This window comes from Paenibacillus antibioticophila, from assembly GCF_000455265.1.
Taxonomy (GTDB): domain Bacteria; phylum Bacillota; class Bacilli; order Paenibacillales; family Paenibacillaceae; genus Fontibacillus; species Fontibacillus antibioticophila.
This window is the reverse complement of record NZ_HG005139.1, coordinates 2,337,896-2,355,098: the sequence shown is the minus strand read 5'-3', so window position 1 is coordinate 2,355,098 and position 17,203 is coordinate 2,337,896. Positions and strand designations below refer to the sequence as shown.

The following is a 17,203-nucleotide window of genomic DNA, read 5'->3' as shown; positions in this document are numbered from 1 at the left end:
TGGGCAACGTGTGAAGTGTGCTTACGATCGTTATTGTTCGCGGATTTCTCTGACTGAACTAACTTATATAGCAATAATATTATTTACTGACGAAGCCGGCCCCTATTTCAGGGGCCGGCTTCGTTGACGCTGTGCGAAAAGTGCGGCATTATTAGAAGGAGGGCTGGGAAGCTGGACAGTCTTGAACGGAGGATGCGCACAATGAAGCTTGTCAGACGGAGCTTTCAGGCTCCGATTCGCTTTTACCGAAAATTCATCTCCCCACTGAAGCCGCCGACCTGCCGATTCTATCCTACTTGTTCGGCTTATGCTTTAGAGGCAATAGAAGTACACGGGCCATTGAAGGGAAGCTACCTGGCAGCAAGACGAATTGCAAAATGCCATCCCTTTCATCCGGGCGGGCTGGATCCGGTTCCGCCGAAGCGGCAAAAGGACGCGGCCCCTTGACATGTTGTGAGGAGTTTCTTAATATTAGATCATATTCGATACAGATTCGATGAACGGATAAGTACAGAGAAAGTGCGCCAGTTGCAGAGAGCCGGGGGAAGCTGAAAACCGGTCTGGAGCCGCTTTGGAAAATGGTCCTGGAGAACTGCTGTTGAGCCATCCTGAAGTTCTGTGGAGGTGAGGCAGCGGCGCTTAATCCGGCGTTACTGGAGCGGTCAAGCTTTGACCTGCCGAGCCCGCAGCCGTAAGGTGACGGGAAATTTGGGTGGTAACACGTGAGCAATCTCGTCCCATAGAGGGGCGGGTTTTTTTATTTTCTGAATCAAGGAGATGAAGACATGTCAACAAAAAAGACGTATTACATTACGACTCCGATCTATTATCCGAGCGACAAGCTTCACATCGGTCATGCCTATACGACTGTGGCCGGTGACGCCATCGCCCGATACAAACGGCTGCGCGGATATGATGTGCGCTACCTGACCGGTACGGACGAGCATGGACAGAAGATTGAACGCAATGCGCTTAAGGCGGGCAAGACGCCGCAGCAATTCGTGGATGATATTGTGGCCGGTATTAAGGACTTGTGGAAGAAGCTTGATATTTCAAACGATGACTTCATCCGTACTACGGAAGAGCGGCATAAAACGGCGGTAGCTGATATTTTTGACCGTTTGGTGCAGCAGGGAGATATCTATAAAGGTGAATATGAAGGCTGGTATTGTACCCCGTGTGAATCATTCTTTACGGAGCGCCAGCTTGTGGACGGCAATTGTCCGGATTGCGGACGCCCGGTAGAACTGGTGAAGGAAGAGAGCTACTTTTTCCGGATGAGCAAATATGTGGACCGTCTGCTTCAATACTACGAAGACAATCCGGGATTTATTCAGCCGGAATCCCGCAAGAATGAGATGATCAACAACTTCATCAAGCCAGGGCTTGAAGATCTTGCCGTATCCCGGGCAACCTTCGATTGGGGCGTTAAGGTGAAGGGAGATCCGAAGCATGTCGTCTATGTGTGGATCGATGCCTTGACAAATTATATAACGGCACTAGGCTACGGCAGTGAAAATGAAGAGCTGTTTAACCGTTATTGGCCGGCAGATGTGCATTTGGTCGGTAAGGAGATTGTCCGGTTCCATACGATTTATTGGCCGATCATGCTGATGGCTCTGGACTTGCCGCTCCCGAAGAAGGTCTTCGGACATGGCTGGCTGTTGATGAAAGGCGGCAAGATGTCCAAGTCGAAGGGAAATGTTATGGACCCGCTTGTGTTGATCGACCGGTATGGACTGGATGCAACACGCTATTACCTGCTTCGTGAGGTTCCCTTCGGCGCTGACGGCTCCTTCACCCCGGAGAGCTTCGTACAGCGTGTGAACTCCGATCTGGCCAACGATCTGGGGAATCTGCTCAACCGGACGGTTGCGATGATCGGGAAGTATTTCGATGGCACCATTCCTGCGTTTAAAGCGGGTGTTACAGCTTTTGACGCGGAGCTGGAGAAGCTGGCGCTTGAGACCGTCAGCAAGGTAGAAGAGGTTATGGAAAACCTGGAGTTCTCCGTGGCTCTATCTGCAATCGGTGCATTTATCAGCCGCACCAATAAGTATATTGATGAGACCCAGCCATGGGTACTGGCGAAGGATGAAGCCAAGCAGGAGGAGCTGGCTTCTGTCATGGCGCATCTGGTTGAATCGCTGCGGATTGCATCGATTTTGCTGCAGCCGTTCCTGACGGAGGCTCCGGCCAAGATCTGGAGCCAGCTTGGCATTTCGGCAGGCGAATGGACGGAATGGGATAGTACGAAGCGGCTTGGCGTTGTATCCGGCGGAACCAAGGTCGGCAAGGCGGAGCCCATCTTCCCAAGACTTGAAGCGGAGCAGGAAATCGAGTTTATTTCCAGCTCCATGGCCGGCGGAGCAGCCGCTGCAGAGACAGCTAAGCCAGAAGCTGCGGCGCCGCAAGAGGCTCAGGAGAAGCCGGATCTGAAGGAAGAAATCGGCATTGACGAATTTGCCAAGGTCGAGCTCCGGGTGGCTCAGGTTGTTGCTTGTGAGCCGGTGCCGAAGGCCGACAAGCTGCTAAAGCTGCAGCTTGATCTGGGATTTGAACAGCGCCAGGTCGTCTCAGGCATCGCTAAGCATTACAAGCCGGAGGAATTGGTTGGACGCAAGGTGATTTGCGTGACGAACCTGAAGCCGGTGAAGCTGCGCGGAGAATTGTCGCAGGGCATGATACTTGCCGCCTCTCAAGGAGATCAATTGACACTCGCCACGGTACCGGACAGCATGCCGAACGGAGCGATTGTAAAATAAGGTTGTTATAAGCTGCCCGGAGGCAAGGGTGCGATCCGCATCCCTTGTCTTCGGGTTTATTTTCACAACAGCGATCGTAAGAACACTTCACTCGTTGCCTCCAATGTAGAATCATTAGTTCAATTTGCATAGAATTAAGGTTGACAGGGCAGATGGTGATCTCTATAATCGTATTAGTAATCATTACGATTAATTGCTTAAGAGATAAAAGGAGAGAACCAATATGCGTAAAAGGCATTATATACAAGGAAGTGCAAGCATACTGATACTGGGATTAGCGATGCTGCTTCTGCTGGCAGGATGCGGGAAGGGTCAAGCTAATGGAATTGTGGAAGGCAAGGTGAATGTTGTCACGAGCTTCTATCCGATCTACGAATTTGCTAAGGCAATCGGAGGAGAGGAGGCTAACGTCATTAATCTGCTCCCAACCGGCGTTGAACCGCATGATTGGACTCCGCGGAGTCAGGACATTTTAAATACATCGAAAGCGCAGCTGTTTTTCTATAATGGTGCCGGCCTTGAAGGCTGGGTACCGAATTTTCTCAAGGGCTTGGGCAATGACAGTACAGTGAAGACGGTCGAGGTGTCTCAAGGGATCGAGCTGATCTATACCGACGAGGATGACGGCCATGGGCACGGAGAGGCTGCTGAAGAGGAACATGATGAGGATCACGGGCACGAAGCGGGTAATGAAGAGCATGACCATGACCATGCTGCTACCCATATTGATCCGCATACCTGGGTTAGTCCCAAATCGGCAAAGATTATGGCAGAGAATATGAAGAACAGCTTTATTGAAGCGGACCCTGCTCATCAAGCGAACTATGAGGCCAGATATAAGGAATTGACTGAGAAGCTGGATGCGCTGGATGCCAAATTCACTTCGGAGCTGGAAGGCATGTCCAAGAAGGAAATTGTTGTATCCCATCAGGCGTTTGGCTACCTATGCCGTGATTATGGCCTGACGCAGCATGCGATTATGGGATTGTCTCCGGATGCCGAGCCGCGCGGACAGGATCTGGTCAAGCTGTCGAAGCTGGTGAAGGAAGAGGGTATCCAATACATTTTCTTTGAAGAACTGGTATCCGATCGCCTCGCAAAGACACTGGCGTCTGAAGCAGGAGTAGAGACTATGGTGCTGAATCCGGTGGAAGGCTTGACGAAGGAGCAGGAGAAGGCCGGGGACAACTATTTCACATTAATGGAAAAGAACTTGCAAAATCTCAAGCTCGCTCTACAATAAAGGATGGGATTTTCAGCAGGAAGGATGGGACCTTTATGACATCCCTTACCAGAGTTATAGGAGAAGCATGTCATCAACATATTATTGAATTGAATCAGGTTTCGTTCGCTTATCAGGACCAGCAGGTCATTTCAGGATTGAACCTGGTTGTCAAGGAACGAGACTTCGTCGGGATCATCGGCTCCAATGGCGCAGGAAAGACCACGCTACTGAAGATGATTGTTGGTCTGCTTCGGCCGACCCATGGGGAGATCATGCTGTTCGGGCAGCCGGTACGGAGCTTTCGGGATTGGGAGCGGATCGGCTATGTGCCGCAGAAGAATGCCTTTAATCCGCTCTTTCCGGCTACAGTACAGGAAGTAGTTCTGTCTGGATTGTATAGCAACAAGAAGATTTTTAAGAGAGTCCATCAGGAGGACCGGCGCAAGCTGGCTGAGGCAATGGAAGTCATGCATATCAGTGATCTGGCGAGTAAACGAATCGGGCAATTATCCGGCGGACAGCAGCAGCGTGTATTTCTGGCCCGTGCGTTGATCAATCAGCCGGATTTGCTCATTCTGGATGAGCCTACGGTTGGTATTGATGCGCAGACCCAGGCGGATTTCTTTGATTTGATCTTCCATATGCATGCCCATCATCAGATGACCTTCCTGATGGTCTCCCATGATATCGAGATGATCGAGGGCAAGCTGGGAAAAGAACCTCGAGATACTTACGGAAGCATTAAATTTTATGCCCGTCATTCGCACGAGCAGGACTGCGTGATTCCCGGACTGCAGCATTCGATTCTCTAAACCGGTATTAGGAGATGTGACTATTGGAGATTATTACTGCGGATTTCTTTCAACGCGCACTGGCAGGAGGTCTGCTGATCGGGTTAACGGCACCCCTGATCGGCATTTTTCTTGTATTGCGCCGCCTGTCTATGATTGGCGATACTTTGGCTCATGTTACGATAGCGGGGGTTGCTCTGGGATTTTTGACCGGCGTATATCCGATCGGAATGGGCATTATATTCGCCGTGCTCGCCTCCTTTGCCATTGAGAAGCTCCGCAAGGCATATAAAGGCTATGCAGAGTTGTCGATTGCAGTGATCATGGCGGGCGGAGTAGCGTTAGCTTCATTGTTCTTTACGCTCGGGATGGGTTACAATAATGATGTAGTTGGCTATTTGTTCGGGAGTATTTATACCCTGGATATGACGGATCTGTATGTTGTTGGAGCGGTTACGGTTCTGGTTGCCGTCACGGTCTTCATATTCTTTAAAGAACTGTTCCTGTTGTCCTTCGAGGAGGACGCGGCAGCGGTCAGCGGACTTCCGGTCAAGCTGTTGAATATGATCATCACGGTTATGACCGCCCTGGTGATCAGTACAGCGATCAAGATTGTCGGTGCGTTGCTGGTGTCCGCACTTCTGACGATTCCGGCGGCATGCAGTCTTATTATCGCCAGAAGCTTCAAGCAGTCGGTGGTATTCTCTGTTATTATCGCTGAGATTGCGGTCGTTGCCGGGCTTGTTATTGCCGGAGTCTGGAACCTTGCTCCTGGCGCTACGATTGTATTGCTGCTGATTGCTATGCTGATTCTTACCTTGGTCGGCAAGCGAGGATTCACTACCTGATGCAAAAATAGAGTCGCGGAGGTTCACATGGCTGACATCAATATCATGGTTGCCTTTGGAGCCGGGGTAGCGTCCTTTATCTCCCCCTGCTGCTTGCCGTTATATCCTTCTTATCTGTCTTATATTACCGGAATGTCCGTCCAGACGCTGAAGACCGAGCAGCACAAAAAGGAAGTGCGCTTCCGCACGCTGACCCATACGCTGGCCTTTATTCTTGGTTTCTCGGTGGTGTTCTACACGCTTGGCTTTGGAGCAGGACTCTTCGGGGAGTTGTTCAATAACTACCGGACCTTGATCCGCCAATTATCGGCTATTCTAATTATATTAATGGGTCTATTTTTACTTGGAATCTTTCAACCGGGATTTTTACTTAGGGAACGCAAGCTGAATCTGAAGTTCAAGCCTTCAGGATACATAAGCTCTTTTGTGTTCGGTATTGGATTTTCGGCAGGCTGGTCTCCGTGCGTAGGGCCGATTCTTGCCGCCATTATAGCGCTTGCTGCAAGTGAACCAGGGGCTTGGTTAGGATTGATTACCGCTTATTCTGCAGGCTTCGCGCTCCCTTTTTTCGTGCTGGCGTTTTTTATCGGCTCCACCAAATGGATTTTGAAATATTCCGGCTTGATCATGAAAATTGGCGGGGCTCTCATGCTGCTGATGGGTGTTCTTCTCTTTACGAATAAGATGGCCCAAATCACGATCTGGCTGCAGCAGATTACGCCGGAGTGGCTGAAATTCTAACTTCGTGAGCGGGTTAACTTGCCAACAGACGAGCCTAACATGTATCATTAACTAGTAAGACTTGGTACAGAATGCGGTTCATTTTGGATATGAGTTCCGCGAAAGCTCAGAGAAAAGAGGTTTTCAGTATATGCCAACGCCCAGTATGGAAGATTATTTGGAGCGTATTTACAAATTGATTGATGAGAAGGGCTATGCCCGGGTTTCCGATATCGCTGAAGGGCTGGAGGTTCATCCCTCATCGGTCACCAAGATGATCCAGAAGCTGGACAAGGATGAATATCTCATCTATGAAAAATACAGAGGTCTTGTTCTAACTAATAAAGGGAAGAAGATCGGAAAACGCCTTGTAGACCGCCATGATTTATTGGAAGAATTCCTTGAACTGATCGGCGTCGATCAGGACAATATCTATAAGGACGTGGAAGGAATCGAGCACCATCTGAGCTGGGACTCCATTACTTGCATTGCTTCTCTGGTAGAGTACTTCAAGCGCGATGAAGCCCGGGTTACAGAATTAAGAAGTGTCAGTCAGGAACTGCTTGGCGATGCCTGAGGTAAATGAAATAAAGAGCAATTCCCCGCGATGCGGGGTTTTATTTTGCTCATTTTCCGCAACTCTTTACCCGTAAATGTCGTTTACATTGACATAGGGCAGTTTGTCTAATCTACACAATGGAGGTAACTGATGAAATTTTTACGAGCATGGATGATTCCTCTGCTGATTCTGATGCTGATCTGGCCAGGCGGCAGCGCCAAGGCCGAGAGCGGGGATCAAATTACTATTTTCCTGGATGGAAGCATTTTGCAGAGTGATACTCCTCCATACGTCAAGGCTAAAGAAAATGTAACGATGGTCCCGCTTCGCATTATCAGCGAAAGTCTGGGCGCTCATGTAACCTGGTCTTCCACGGCGAAGAGCGCGACAATCCAAAAGGAAGAACACGAATTAATTCTTGTCATGGGAAGCAACACCGCCCGGGTGGATGGCAATGACATTTCCCTGGACGTATCTGTGGAGAATATCAATGGAAGGACCATGGTTCCGCTCCGGTTTGTGAGCGAGCAGCTCGGATTAAGTGTCATTTGGAATTCCGCTGCAAAGACCATCACCCTTACCACGGAGTCTTCAAATGGAGACGCGGTCGTCTTGCCGCCGCAGCCAGGAAGCGGTGCTGGAACGGTTACTTCACCCTCGGCGGATCAGGAGATGAGAGGAGTATGGATATCCTCCGTTTCAAATCTGGACTGGCCAAGTAAAGCATCTTACGGGCAGATCGAAAAGCAGAAGCAGGAATACATCCAGCTGCTGGACGAGGTAGAAGCCATGGGCATCAATGCGGTATTCGTTCAGGTAAGGCCGGCTGCGGACAGTCTATACCCGTCCAAGCTGGTGCCGTGGAGTACTTATCTGACAGGTGCTGCAGGGAAGGATCCAGGCTATGATCCGCTTGCGTTCATGATTGAAGAGACTCACCGCAGAGGGATACAGTTCCATGCATGGTTTAACCCGTTCCGGGCGAGCACCGGAAGTGATGCAAGCAAGCTGCCGGCCAATCATGTGGCGAATGCCCACAAGGACTGGATCGTTACATTCGGCGGGAAAATGTACATCAATCCTGGTATTCCAGAGGCCCGTTCCCATATCATCGAGGCCATTATGGAGGTTGTCAACGGCTATGATATCGATGGCGTGCATCTGGATGACTACTTCTATCCAACCGGAGAAACAACGAAGTCCCAGTTTAGCGATGATGCGACCTTCAAGCTGTACAACCCGAACAAGATAAGTAATAAAGGCGATTGGCGGCGAAGCAACATTAATTCATTCGTTCAGGAGCTGGGAGAAGCCATTCATCAGGCCAAGCCCGATGCGGCTTACGGCATCAGCCCGTTTGGCGTCTGGCGGAATAAAAGCAGTGATCTGACCGGATCGGATACGAAGGCAGGCATTACAGCCTATGACAGCACCTATGCCGATGTCCGCGCATGGATCAAGCATGAATGGATTGACTATGTCGTACCGCAGATTTACTGGAGCATGTCCAGGCAGGAGGTTCGCTATGACATCCTGGCTGACTGGTGGGCGAATGAAGTAAGAGGAACCCAGGTCAAGCTGTATATCGGTCACGCTCCTTATAAGCTGGCCACGCCGGAGATCGGATGGGACAGTGCGGGAGAGATTATTTCTCAACTGGAATATAACCGCAGCAACTCCGGAATCTCAGGCAGTATTTTCTTTAGTGCGAAGGACTTGAGAAGAAACCCTCTTGGAATTATTCAACGGCTAACAGACTATTACCGCACTCATTAGTTTTCAGCATATATACAACCTCCGTCAACATACATAAGCATTAGACTTGTGTATGGGGATGGGGGTTTTTTATGCAGATTAACGGAGTATTCCAAGGCGGCGGGGTAAAGGGAATCTCGCTAGCCGGTGCGGTTCGTGCGGCTGAAAAATACGGTGCGGAATTTCATCAGGTCGCAGGCACCTCGTCCGGTTCCATCATTGCGGCCATGATTGCTGCGGGCTATAGGGCGGAGGAGATGAAGGAGCTAATCATTGCCACTTCCTTTGCCAGCTTTCTGAAAAGATCGCCTATCTTTAATTTGGCGCTGATCGGGCCTGCCATTCGGGTGATGCTAAAGAAGGGGCTCTATTCCGGAGAAGCGCTTGAACATTGGGTTAGGCAACTTCTCCAGCAAAAGGGGGTTCGCACATTCGCCGATTTGCCTAAAGGCAAGCTCAAGGTTATTGCTTCGGATATTACAAGCGGCAAAATTCTTGTACTGCCTGATGACCTGGCCAAATTGGGGATTCGGCCGGAGTCGTTTGAAGTGGCTCGAGCTATCCGTATGAGCTGCAGCATCCCCTACTTTTTCGATCCGGTGCTGCTTCGGCTGCCGTCGAGTATAAGCAAAAGAAAGAGGTTCTCGGACCAGTTCCTGCATATCGTTGACGGCGGATTGCTAAGCAACTTGCCATTGTGGATATTTGATCGCTCCGTTTCCGGGTCTCGAAAAAAATGATTCCAACAGTCGGCTTTCAAATGGTCGGAAAGAACTCTGATAAACCGCATATCATTCAGGGGCCGTTCTCTATGCTGCAAGCCTTAGTAGAGACCATGCTCTCCGCACACGATGAGCGATACATCGAACAGTCCAATCGATATCGTACCATCAAAATCCCTACGCTCGGCATATCCACCACACAATTTGACCTCAGTCGTGAAGAAAGCCTGCTGCTTTATGAATCCGGTGTAAGATCCGGAGACCGCTTCTTCGAAGACTGGAGTGTCCAGTACTACGAGGAGCAGTTCATAAAGTATCAGCAGGCTCTTAAGATTTAGTATGAAGAAGCTGGTCTGACTTGATCGATTAATGATACTTTGGCACATCATCATCTGATTTCTTGCCTTTATTCCCTTCGATGACTTGAAAAGGGTACGACTTCCGCTTCTTGGCAGCAGAGGTATTCCCCCGCTTGGCCTGAGCAACCTTGGCCATCGTTCTGGCCGATGGCTTGATCTTGGGGCTTCGCTTCCGCGCTTTGCCGGGAGGAAACCTGTAGAGGAAGAAGATGACCGCTATCAGAATGATCGGAATAAGAAAATCCATAAGCCGGATCTGACGACCGTACCCAAACAGTCCAGCTAAAATGCCAATCACGGACAGGATGCCTAAAATCCATAATAGAAGGGACTGTTTTTTCATGTCATTATCATCCTTTCACAGGATCAAGTGAAGAAGGGGCAGAAACGTTATCAACCAGTGTTCCCTGTTTCTCGACGATGGCATCCAGTTCACGCATCCGATTGAACGAAGCGATGGAGACCTCTACTTGATCATCGTGGGGCTCCTTGGTTGTAAGCAGTTGAAGCCAAAGCCCGGGGTAACCCAGAATACGCAGAACCGGAATATCTCTTACCGCATTCGTTAACCGGAGCAATTCAAAGGAAATTCCGATGACTAGCGGGAGCAGCAGCAACCGGATGTAAACCCGTTCCCACAAGGAATCCCAACTGAATATCGGCAGCGAGTAAAGGATAATGCCGACGATGACGGTTAAAATGATAAAGCTGCTGCCGCAACGGTAGTGAAGTCGGCTATATTTTTGCACATTGGCAGGGGTCAATTCTTCACCGGCCTCATAGGCGCTGATCACTTTGTGCTCTGCGCCGTGATACTGAAACAAGCGCTTGATAATCGGCGTCTGGGACATGATCCACAGGTAGACAAGCAAGAAGATAACCTTGATAAGCCCTTCAACAAGACTATGCAGTGATTGGCTGCCAAATGCATTCTGGAATAGATACTGTTCTACAATGGCAGGAACCAGCGTGAAGATCAGCTTGCCAAAAATAAAGGACAAGACACCTACGGCAGCGACTCCGATAATCATGGATAACGACCATCCGGATTGCTCCTTCTCCTTCTGTCTGGCACGTTCCTCCGGTTCAAGCTCGTCATCGGCCATCGCCTCGGCCGAATAGTTCAGATGCTTGGATCCTTTCGCACTGGAATCAATAATACTGACAATCCCCCGCAAAAAAGGAATCTTACGCAAATTTTTCACCCATGGCTTATCCTGTTTCGGTACTTCGAGAAATGTAATTTCACCGTTCTTGCGGCGCACAGCCGTAACATTCACGTGCTTGCCGCCGAACATAACGCCCTCCATGACGGCTTGACCGCCATATATATTAGGTACAGATTGCTCTGACAATAAATTCACCTTCCTAGGAGTGTTGGTTTTCATAGAATAATTACATTGTAACGAACTTTACGGTCAAATTCTAGTTTGATTAGTCTTTTTCGATTTGCGCATACTAGCAATGAATGATACGACTTGCAAGGAAAGGGCGATCGCACTATGAAGAACCCGAAAAAAAGGAAGAGCAAGAGGACGAATCTGTTGGGCTTTTCGATTATGATCGGCTTTTTTGCCGGATTGATCTGGGGAGGGGTCAAGGGACTGTTTTATTATTTGAGATTCACCACCGTGATACCTGGCTTTCTGGTGGAGCCGTTCTTCAAGCACAGCTTCTTGAATACCCAGCCAGGATACTATGTGGGATGGCTGTCGTTCATCCTGTTTTCCATTGTGGCGACCCTCGTTTACACGCTGACTTTTCGAAAGCTGAGAGGACCTTTTCCAGGGCTAGTATATGGGATTGTATGGTGGATGCTAATCTTTGTTGTGATCGGTCCGTTGGCGCAGATTACGGCGCCGGAGTCTCAGTTGTCCTTTGATACGCTGTTCAGCGAATTCTGTCTCTATTTATTGTGGGGATTATTTATCGGGTATTCTACGGCAGAGGAATTTACTGACGAAAGAAATCGCGAGCCGGAGCGGGCCTTGGAGTAGACAAAGTGCTTCTCAATTCTCTTGTTTCTATGGTAAAATAACTTTTGGTTATTTTTACTGTTGATGTTCAATCAGCCGGTTCCCAGCCCATTGAACAACTTCTTAAAAGGGAAGGGTGAGCAGTATGATCCGCATCCTGGTGTTAAATGGTCCAAATTTGAATATGCTTGGGGTGCGAGAGCCTGCAATATACGGCTCAGTGGGACTCGGAGCGATTGAGGACAGGCTGCAAAAGTTGGCCGAGGCTGAGAGCATTGAGCTTCAGCTATTCCAATCCAATCATGAGGGTTATTTAATTGATAAGATTCATGAGGCATATGGAGCCTGTGACGGCATTCTGATCAACCCTGGCGCATTGACTCATTACAGCTATGCGTTGAGAGATGCACTCACAACGGTAGCGATACCGACAGTCGAGGTGCATCTGTCTAATATCCATGCCCGTGAGAGCTTCCGCCACCATTCGGTCATCGCACCGATTGCGGTTGGGCAGATTGCGGGATTCGGAGCTTATGGATATGAGATGGGGATGATGGCTTTACTTCAACATCTGAAAGCTAATAGATAAGGGAGAGTTCTGACATGGCGAATACACGGGTTGCCGGGCTTCGCGAAGCAATGAAGCAGCAGCAAATTGAAGCCGTCTGGATTACTGATGACGTGAACCGCCGCTATTTGACGGGTTTTACCGGATCATCGGGTTATGTACTAATCACAGTTGATCATGCATATCTGCTTACCGATTTCCGCTATATGACGCAGGCATCTGAGCAGGCAAAGGATTTTGTGATTGTGGAGCATGGACCTTCTGTAAATGAAAATTTGAAGCAGCTGCTTCAAGAAGCAGGAATCAACCGTCTGGGCTTTGAAGAAGATCACACGGTATTCTCTACCTACCGCAAATATGAAAGCGATCTGAAGTCTTGCGAGCTTGTGCCTGTTAAGGGAATGGTTGAAGGCTTGCGGATGTTCAAGGACAGCGGTGAGCTGGAGCTCATGAAGGAAGCTGCCGATTTAGCGGACAAGACGTTCCTGCATATGCTGGAATTGCTTAAGCCGGGAGTATCCGAATGGGATATGGCCTTGGAGCTGGAGACGTTCATGCGTAAGCATGGCGCATCCGGTACGGCTTTTGAGACCATTATGGCCTCCGGTGAGCGTTCTGCGATGCCGCATGGGGTTGCCAGCAGCAGAATTATGCAGAATAACGAATTTGTCACAATGGACTTCGGAGCATTGTTGAATGGTTATTGCTCGGATATTACGCGTACTGTATTTCTTGGAGAGCCTACAGCCAAGCATCGGGAAATTTATGATATCGTGTTGGAAGCGCAAATGCATACACTGGAGCACCTGAAGCCCGGGATGACCGGCCGCGAAGGAGATGCTCTGGCCCGCGATATTATTGCCCGGTACGGTTATGGAGAGCTGTTCGGACATTCCACTGGGCATGGCTTGGGGATGTATGTGCATGAAGAGCCAAGATTGTCCAAGCTGAGCGATACGGTCCTTCAGCCTGGAATGGTAGTAACCGTAGAGCCTGGCATCTATATTCCTGGGTTCGGCGGTGTCCGGATTGAGGATGATGTTGTAATTACCGATACAGGTGTACGCCGCCTGACTGAATCGACCAAGGACTTTATCACCCTGTAATACGGTCTCTCGCGCATGTACGGCTTAAAATTTGGGTAATTCTAAAATTAATATAACAATTTTTTATGTAAGGTGAACTCATGCAATCTGCATCATAGTTCACTTTATAACCCCTGAGGAGGTTCTTTTGTGATTTCAGTAAACGATTTTAAAACAGGATTAACCGTTGAAGTGGAAGGCGATATTTATACCGTTCTTGATTTTCAACACGTAAAACCGGGTAAAGGTGCGGCATTTGTTCGTTCCAAATTGAAAAACCTCCGCAATGGCAACACGGTGGAAAAAACGTTCCGTGCGGGCGAGACTATCGGCCGTGCATTGATCGAAAACCGCGATGTGCAATATTTGTACGCCAGCGGTCAAGAGCACGCATTCATGGACAACGAAACCTATGACCAGTTCACTTTGACGGAAGAGCAGTTGAAATGGGAGCTTAACTTCTTGAAAGAAAATATGAACGTTAAGATTGTCAGCTACCAAGGCGAAATCCTTGGTATCAACCTGCCTAACAGCGTTGAACTGCGCGTAGTTGAGACTGAGCCGGGGATTAAAGGGAATACGGCTACTGGCGCTACGAAGAATGCAAAGGTAGAGACCGGTTTGAATGTTCAGGTTCCGCTCTTCATTAATGAAGATGATGTTCTGCTGATTGATACCCGCGAAGGTAAATATATTTCCCGCGCGTAGGCTTATGATTGGCAGCAATATAGTACCAGGAGGGGCGTCCCAACAGACTTGTTCTGGCGGGAGGCCCTGTTTTGTTAGGGGCTTACTCAGTCGGCCGTATGTGTACTTGCAGGGAAGTGAGTAACAGCGGAATATAGTCAAAACATTGGAGGGCGATTTAGATGGTCAACGTGTGAAGAGTTGCTACGATCGCTGTTGTTCGCGGATTTCTTTAATTGGACTAAGTTCTGACAAGGGAGAAATCCGCTCACAAAGGCGAACGCTCCGCTTCTTCACAACCCTTCACACTTTTGCCCTGGCTACTTCGCCTTTGCAGTTCAACTTCGAGGCGCAGTTTGCACGTGCCTGCGCTCACATGTCGCATTACAGTAAGCTGGTCACCTGTGGCATGCAGCAGGGTACTCCGCGAGCCAATAACTTCCTCCCAACTTACCTTGCTGGCAAGCACGCCTTAGGCTAGACATATGAATGGGAGCCTACGCGATTCACTTTACGCATAGCCAATGGAACATTGAATGCCTGGAGTTGCGCCCAGTCGCACGTTGCTACGGCCTTGTGCGAAACGCGGAATTTCGTTATCCTACTAGGTGTTCCAGTCCCAGTCTTGATCCAAGCTTTACTCATCCCGCTTATTCAGCTTCATTCTGGCACGCTCCAGTGAAATTTCTTACCTTAAATTCTTCATTCGGCGCTCAAACCCAATTTTAGTGAAAAAACTTGCCTTAGATTGCCAGTAACTAGCCAAATCCACGTTTTAGTCAACTTTAAGTACAAAAATTTCACTATATCCGCATTCCCACCATTTCACCTAAATTTAGAGTAACTTTTTTCACTGCATGCCTGTATTTGCATGTGATCGATCAACCGCCCTAACTACTTCGCCTCTGCAGTTTAACTACAATGCAGTTTGCACATGGATGTGCCGTAGCTGCAGAGCAATTTGCACTTGCTGTGCAGCAAGCAGGTACTGCCCGCAAGCCTACGACCGCCTATAGCAGCTTGTATGGATCTTAGCGCAAGCCTTGGGCAAAGCGCTTGCACAGCAACTAGCGCGATCCGCTTTTTGCGCGAACGCAGTGTATAACGCCCGCGCGCTTGGGTTGCACTTCGCCATGCGTGCGGGCGGGATGGCGATGAAACAAGTGCCGGATAGCAATTAAGTTGCACTCGCGAAACTTTGGCCTAGTAACGGACCCCGCCTAGTCCCGCCATTGTTCACTAGCATTCCAGTCTTGCTTCGAACTTCACTCATCCTACCTAATCAGCCTCATTCTGGTCACGCTTCAGTGAAGTCTTGCAGTGCATCAGCTCCATCCGGCACAGTATAACCGGATGGCGAGCCTATAATGAATCGGAGTGCTTTGGCTCAGCATGAAGGGGCATGTGTGAGCTACTATAGTGCATCAAGCAGCTATAGAGCGGAATAATGAGATTGTAAGGTTAGGGCATAAGTGTGAAGTGTGCTGAAGTAAAAGCTTTCTGAAAGAAAGCTACTTCGTGAGCATATGCTTGGAGTGTTCGCCTTTGCGAGTGGATTTCTACCCGGCTATGTTTTATTCAATCAAGAAATCCGCGAGCAACAGCGATCGTAAGCACACTTCACACGTTGCCCCAGCAACGCAGAACCGGCTTCTTTTTTTGCAGATGGACTGAAAAGCATTGACGAATCGCAGGGCATTCGTATTATACTGGTTTAAAGCGTTACCGATAGAAAATTAGGATATGGATTAGGATTGAGTACATGAGGAGGGTCCAACTTGGCTTTATATGTCATGAAATTCGGGGGGAGCTCCGTTGGAGATACGGAGCGGATGCAGCGCGTAGCCCGTCGTGTAGCGGAGAAGCAGGATGAAGGCCACCAGGTCATTGTGGTTGTATCGGCTATGGGCGATACGACGGATGATCTGATCGATCAGGCCAAGCTGCTGAGTCCGGAACCGCCGACTCGGGAAATGGATATGCTGATGACCACCGGGGAGCAGATTTCAATTGCGTTGTTATCGATCGCGATTCATCAGCTTGGGAAGAAGGCGACTTCCTTCACCGGCTGGCAGGCAGGCTTTAGAACAGAGGCGGTACACGGGAAGGCGAGAATTATCGACATTCAGCCGTCAAGAGTGCTCGAGGCACTTAAGGAGGGGAATATCGTAGTCGTTGCAGGCTTCCAGGGGATGACGGATGACGGGGAGATTACGACATTTGGCCGCGGCGGTTCTGACACGACAGCTGTAGCGCTTGCAGCTGCTACTTCAGCAGATGTATGCGAGATTTATACGGATGTGGATGGTATCTATTCAACGGATCCGAGAATCGTCAAGAATGCACGCAAGCTGAATGAAATTTCCTATGACGAGATGCTGGAGCTGGCGAATCTGGGTGCTGCGGTACTGCATCCTCGCGCCGTTGAATATGCAAAGCATAATCAGGTGCGGCTTGTTGTCCGGTCCAGCTTTAATCATAATGAGGGAACAGTCGTGAAGGAGGATGCTCATATGGAGCAAGGAGTAGTAGTCAGCGGGATCGCTTATGATAAAAATGTGGCGCGGATCAGCATTGTAGGCGTCGAGCACGTTCCGGGCGTTCTGGCCAAGGTGTTCGGCTCACTGGCCGAGGCCAAGATCGATGTGGACATTATCGTGCAAAGCGGAGACCAGGAAGACAAGGCGGATTTCAGCTTCACGGTAGCATTGTCCGATCGGGAGAACGCGCTGAAAGTGATTGAAGGTCTTTCAGAAGAGGTACCGTTCCGCGAGGTGACTTCGGAGGACGGCCTGGTTAAGGTGTCCATCGTCGGTGCCGGTATGGTCAGTCACCCTGGGGTCGCGGCTCAAATGTTCGATGTCATCTCGAAGCAAGGCGTAAATATTGAAATGGTCAGCACTTCCGAGATTAAAGTCTCCTGCGTGATTGCGGGCGGCAAGCTGAATGAAGTCGTGCAGGCGCTGCATACAGCTTATGGGCTGGATACTGATAACCAAGCATTTGTTGGAGGACCGAAGGATCGCCGTTAATCCTTTCCTTGAATAGAATTGCAATTTTAATAGGGGCAGTCTCAATAGATCAGAGATCTAAGGAGACTGCCCCTATTTCTTTTTTCTAAATTAAGATGTTTCCGCATATGA

Annotated in this window: 15 protein-coding genes and 1 pseudogene; 14 read left to right on the top strand and 2 right to left on the bottom strand. The window is 49.3% G+C overall.

The window, feature by feature from the left end:
• Positions 1-201 precede the first annotated feature (201 nt).
• From yidD to TX85_RS10835, 9 genes and pseudogenes are all read left to right on the top strand, one after another.
• Positions 202-447 carry a membrane protein insertion efficiency factor YidD gene (gene yidD / locus TX85_RS10875; RefSeq protein WP_044479143.1) on the top strand — a complete coding sequence of 82 codons (246 nt, stop codon included), beginning with the start codon at positions 202-204 and terminating at the stop codon, positions 445-447.
• A gap of 338 nt (positions 448-785) precedes the next feature.
• Positions 786-2,765 (top strand): methionine--tRNA ligase, encoded by a 1,980-nt coding sequence (gene metG, locus TX85_RS10870; RefSeq protein ID WP_044479142.1) that lies wholly within the window; start codon positions 786-788, stop codon positions 2,763-2,765.
• 223 nt (positions 2,766-2,988) lie between these two features.
• Positions 2,989-4,008: a metal ABC transporter substrate-binding protein gene (locus TX85_RS10865; RefSeq protein ID WP_044479141.1), complete on the top strand. Its 1,020-nt coding sequence runs from the start codon at positions 2,989-2,991 to the stop codon at positions 4,006-4,008.
• A gap of 35 nt (positions 4,009-4,043) precedes the next feature.
• On the top strand, positions 4,044-4,802 hold the full coding sequence (locus TX85_RS10860) for a metal ABC transporter ATP-binding protein (protein WP_044479140.1): 759 nt from the start codon (positions 4,044-4,046) through the stop codon (positions 4,800-4,802).
• Between the two features lie 23 nt (positions 4,803-4,825).
• Positions 4,826-5,629, top strand: coding sequence for a metal ABC transporter permease (locus TX85_RS10855; RefSeq protein ID WP_044479139.1), 804 nt, complete (start codon positions 4,826-4,828; stop codon positions 5,627-5,629).
• Positions 5,630-5,656: 27 nt separating this feature from the next.
• Positions 5,657-6,370, top strand: a complete 714-nt coding sequence (locus TX85_RS10850; RefSeq protein WP_044479138.1) for a cytochrome c biogenesis CcdA family protein — start codon at positions 5,657-5,659, stop codon at positions 6,368-6,370.
• A gap of 130 nt (positions 6,371-6,500) precedes the next feature.
• On the top strand, positions 6,501-6,926 hold the full coding sequence (mntR, locus tag TX85_RS10845; RefSeq protein ID WP_044479137.1) for a transcriptional regulator MntR: 426 nt from the start codon (positions 6,501-6,503) through the stop codon (positions 6,924-6,926).
• A 132-nt stretch (positions 6,927-7,058) separates the two neighbouring features.
• Positions 7,059-8,684 (top strand): family 10 glycosylhydrolase, encoded by a 1,626-nt coding sequence (locus TX85_RS10840; RefSeq protein WP_044479136.1) that lies wholly within the window; start codon positions 7,059-7,061, stop codon positions 8,682-8,684.
• Between the two features lie 71 nt (positions 8,685-8,755).
• A pseudogene (locus TX85_RS10835) lies at positions 8,756-9,723 on the top strand (patatin-like phospholipase family protein).
• 28 nt (positions 9,724-9,751) lie between these two features.
• Here TX85_RS10835 and TX85_RS10830 read toward each other — a convergent pair.
• Both TX85_RS10830 and TX85_RS10825 read right to left on the bottom strand, forming a co-directional pair.
• On the bottom strand, positions 9,752-10,087 hold the full coding sequence (locus tag TX85_RS10830; RefSeq protein WP_044479135.1) for a hypothetical protein: 336 nt from the start codon (positions 10,085-10,087) through the stop codon (positions 9,752-9,754).
• Between the two features lie 7 nt (positions 10,088-10,094).
• A complete protein-coding gene (locus TX85_RS10825) occupies positions 10,095-11,099 on the bottom strand; it encodes a DUF1385 domain-containing protein (protein ID WP_044479134.1) in 1,005 nt (334 codons plus the stop codon).
• 147 nt (positions 11,100-11,246) lie between these two features.
• On the opposite strand from TX85_RS10825, the gene TX85_RS10820 reads away from it, so the two are divergent.
• The 5 genes from TX85_RS10820 (at position 11,247) to TX85_RS10800 (ending at position 17,092) form a co-directional block, all read left to right on the top strand.
• Entirely contained in the window at positions 11,247-11,741 is a 495-nt protein-coding gene (locus tag TX85_RS10820; protein WP_044479133.1) for a YqhR family membrane protein, read from the top strand.
• 124 nt (positions 11,742-11,865) lie between these two features.
• Positions 11,866-12,309 (top strand): type II 3-dehydroquinate dehydratase, encoded by a 444-nt coding sequence (gene aroQ / locus TX85_RS10815; protein ID WP_044479132.1) that lies wholly within the window; start codon positions 11,866-11,868, stop codon positions 12,307-12,309.
• Positions 12,310-12,323: 14 nt separating this feature from the next.
• Positions 12,324-13,394: a M24 family metallopeptidase gene (locus tag TX85_RS10810; RefSeq protein WP_044479131.1), complete on the top strand. Its 1,071-nt coding sequence runs from the start codon at positions 12,324-12,326 to the stop codon at positions 13,392-13,394.
• Positions 13,395-13,523: 129 nt separating this feature from the next.
• On the top strand, positions 13,524-14,081 hold the full coding sequence (efp, locus tag TX85_RS10805) for an elongation factor P (RefSeq protein WP_044479130.1): 558 nt from the start codon (positions 13,524-13,526) through the stop codon (positions 14,079-14,081).
• A 1,757-nt stretch (positions 14,082-15,838) separates the two neighbouring features.
• Entirely contained in the window at positions 15,839-17,092 is a 1,254-nt protein-coding gene (locus tag TX85_RS10800) for an aspartate kinase (protein ID WP_044479129.1), read from the top strand.
• Positions 17,093-17,203: the final 111 nt, after the last annotated feature.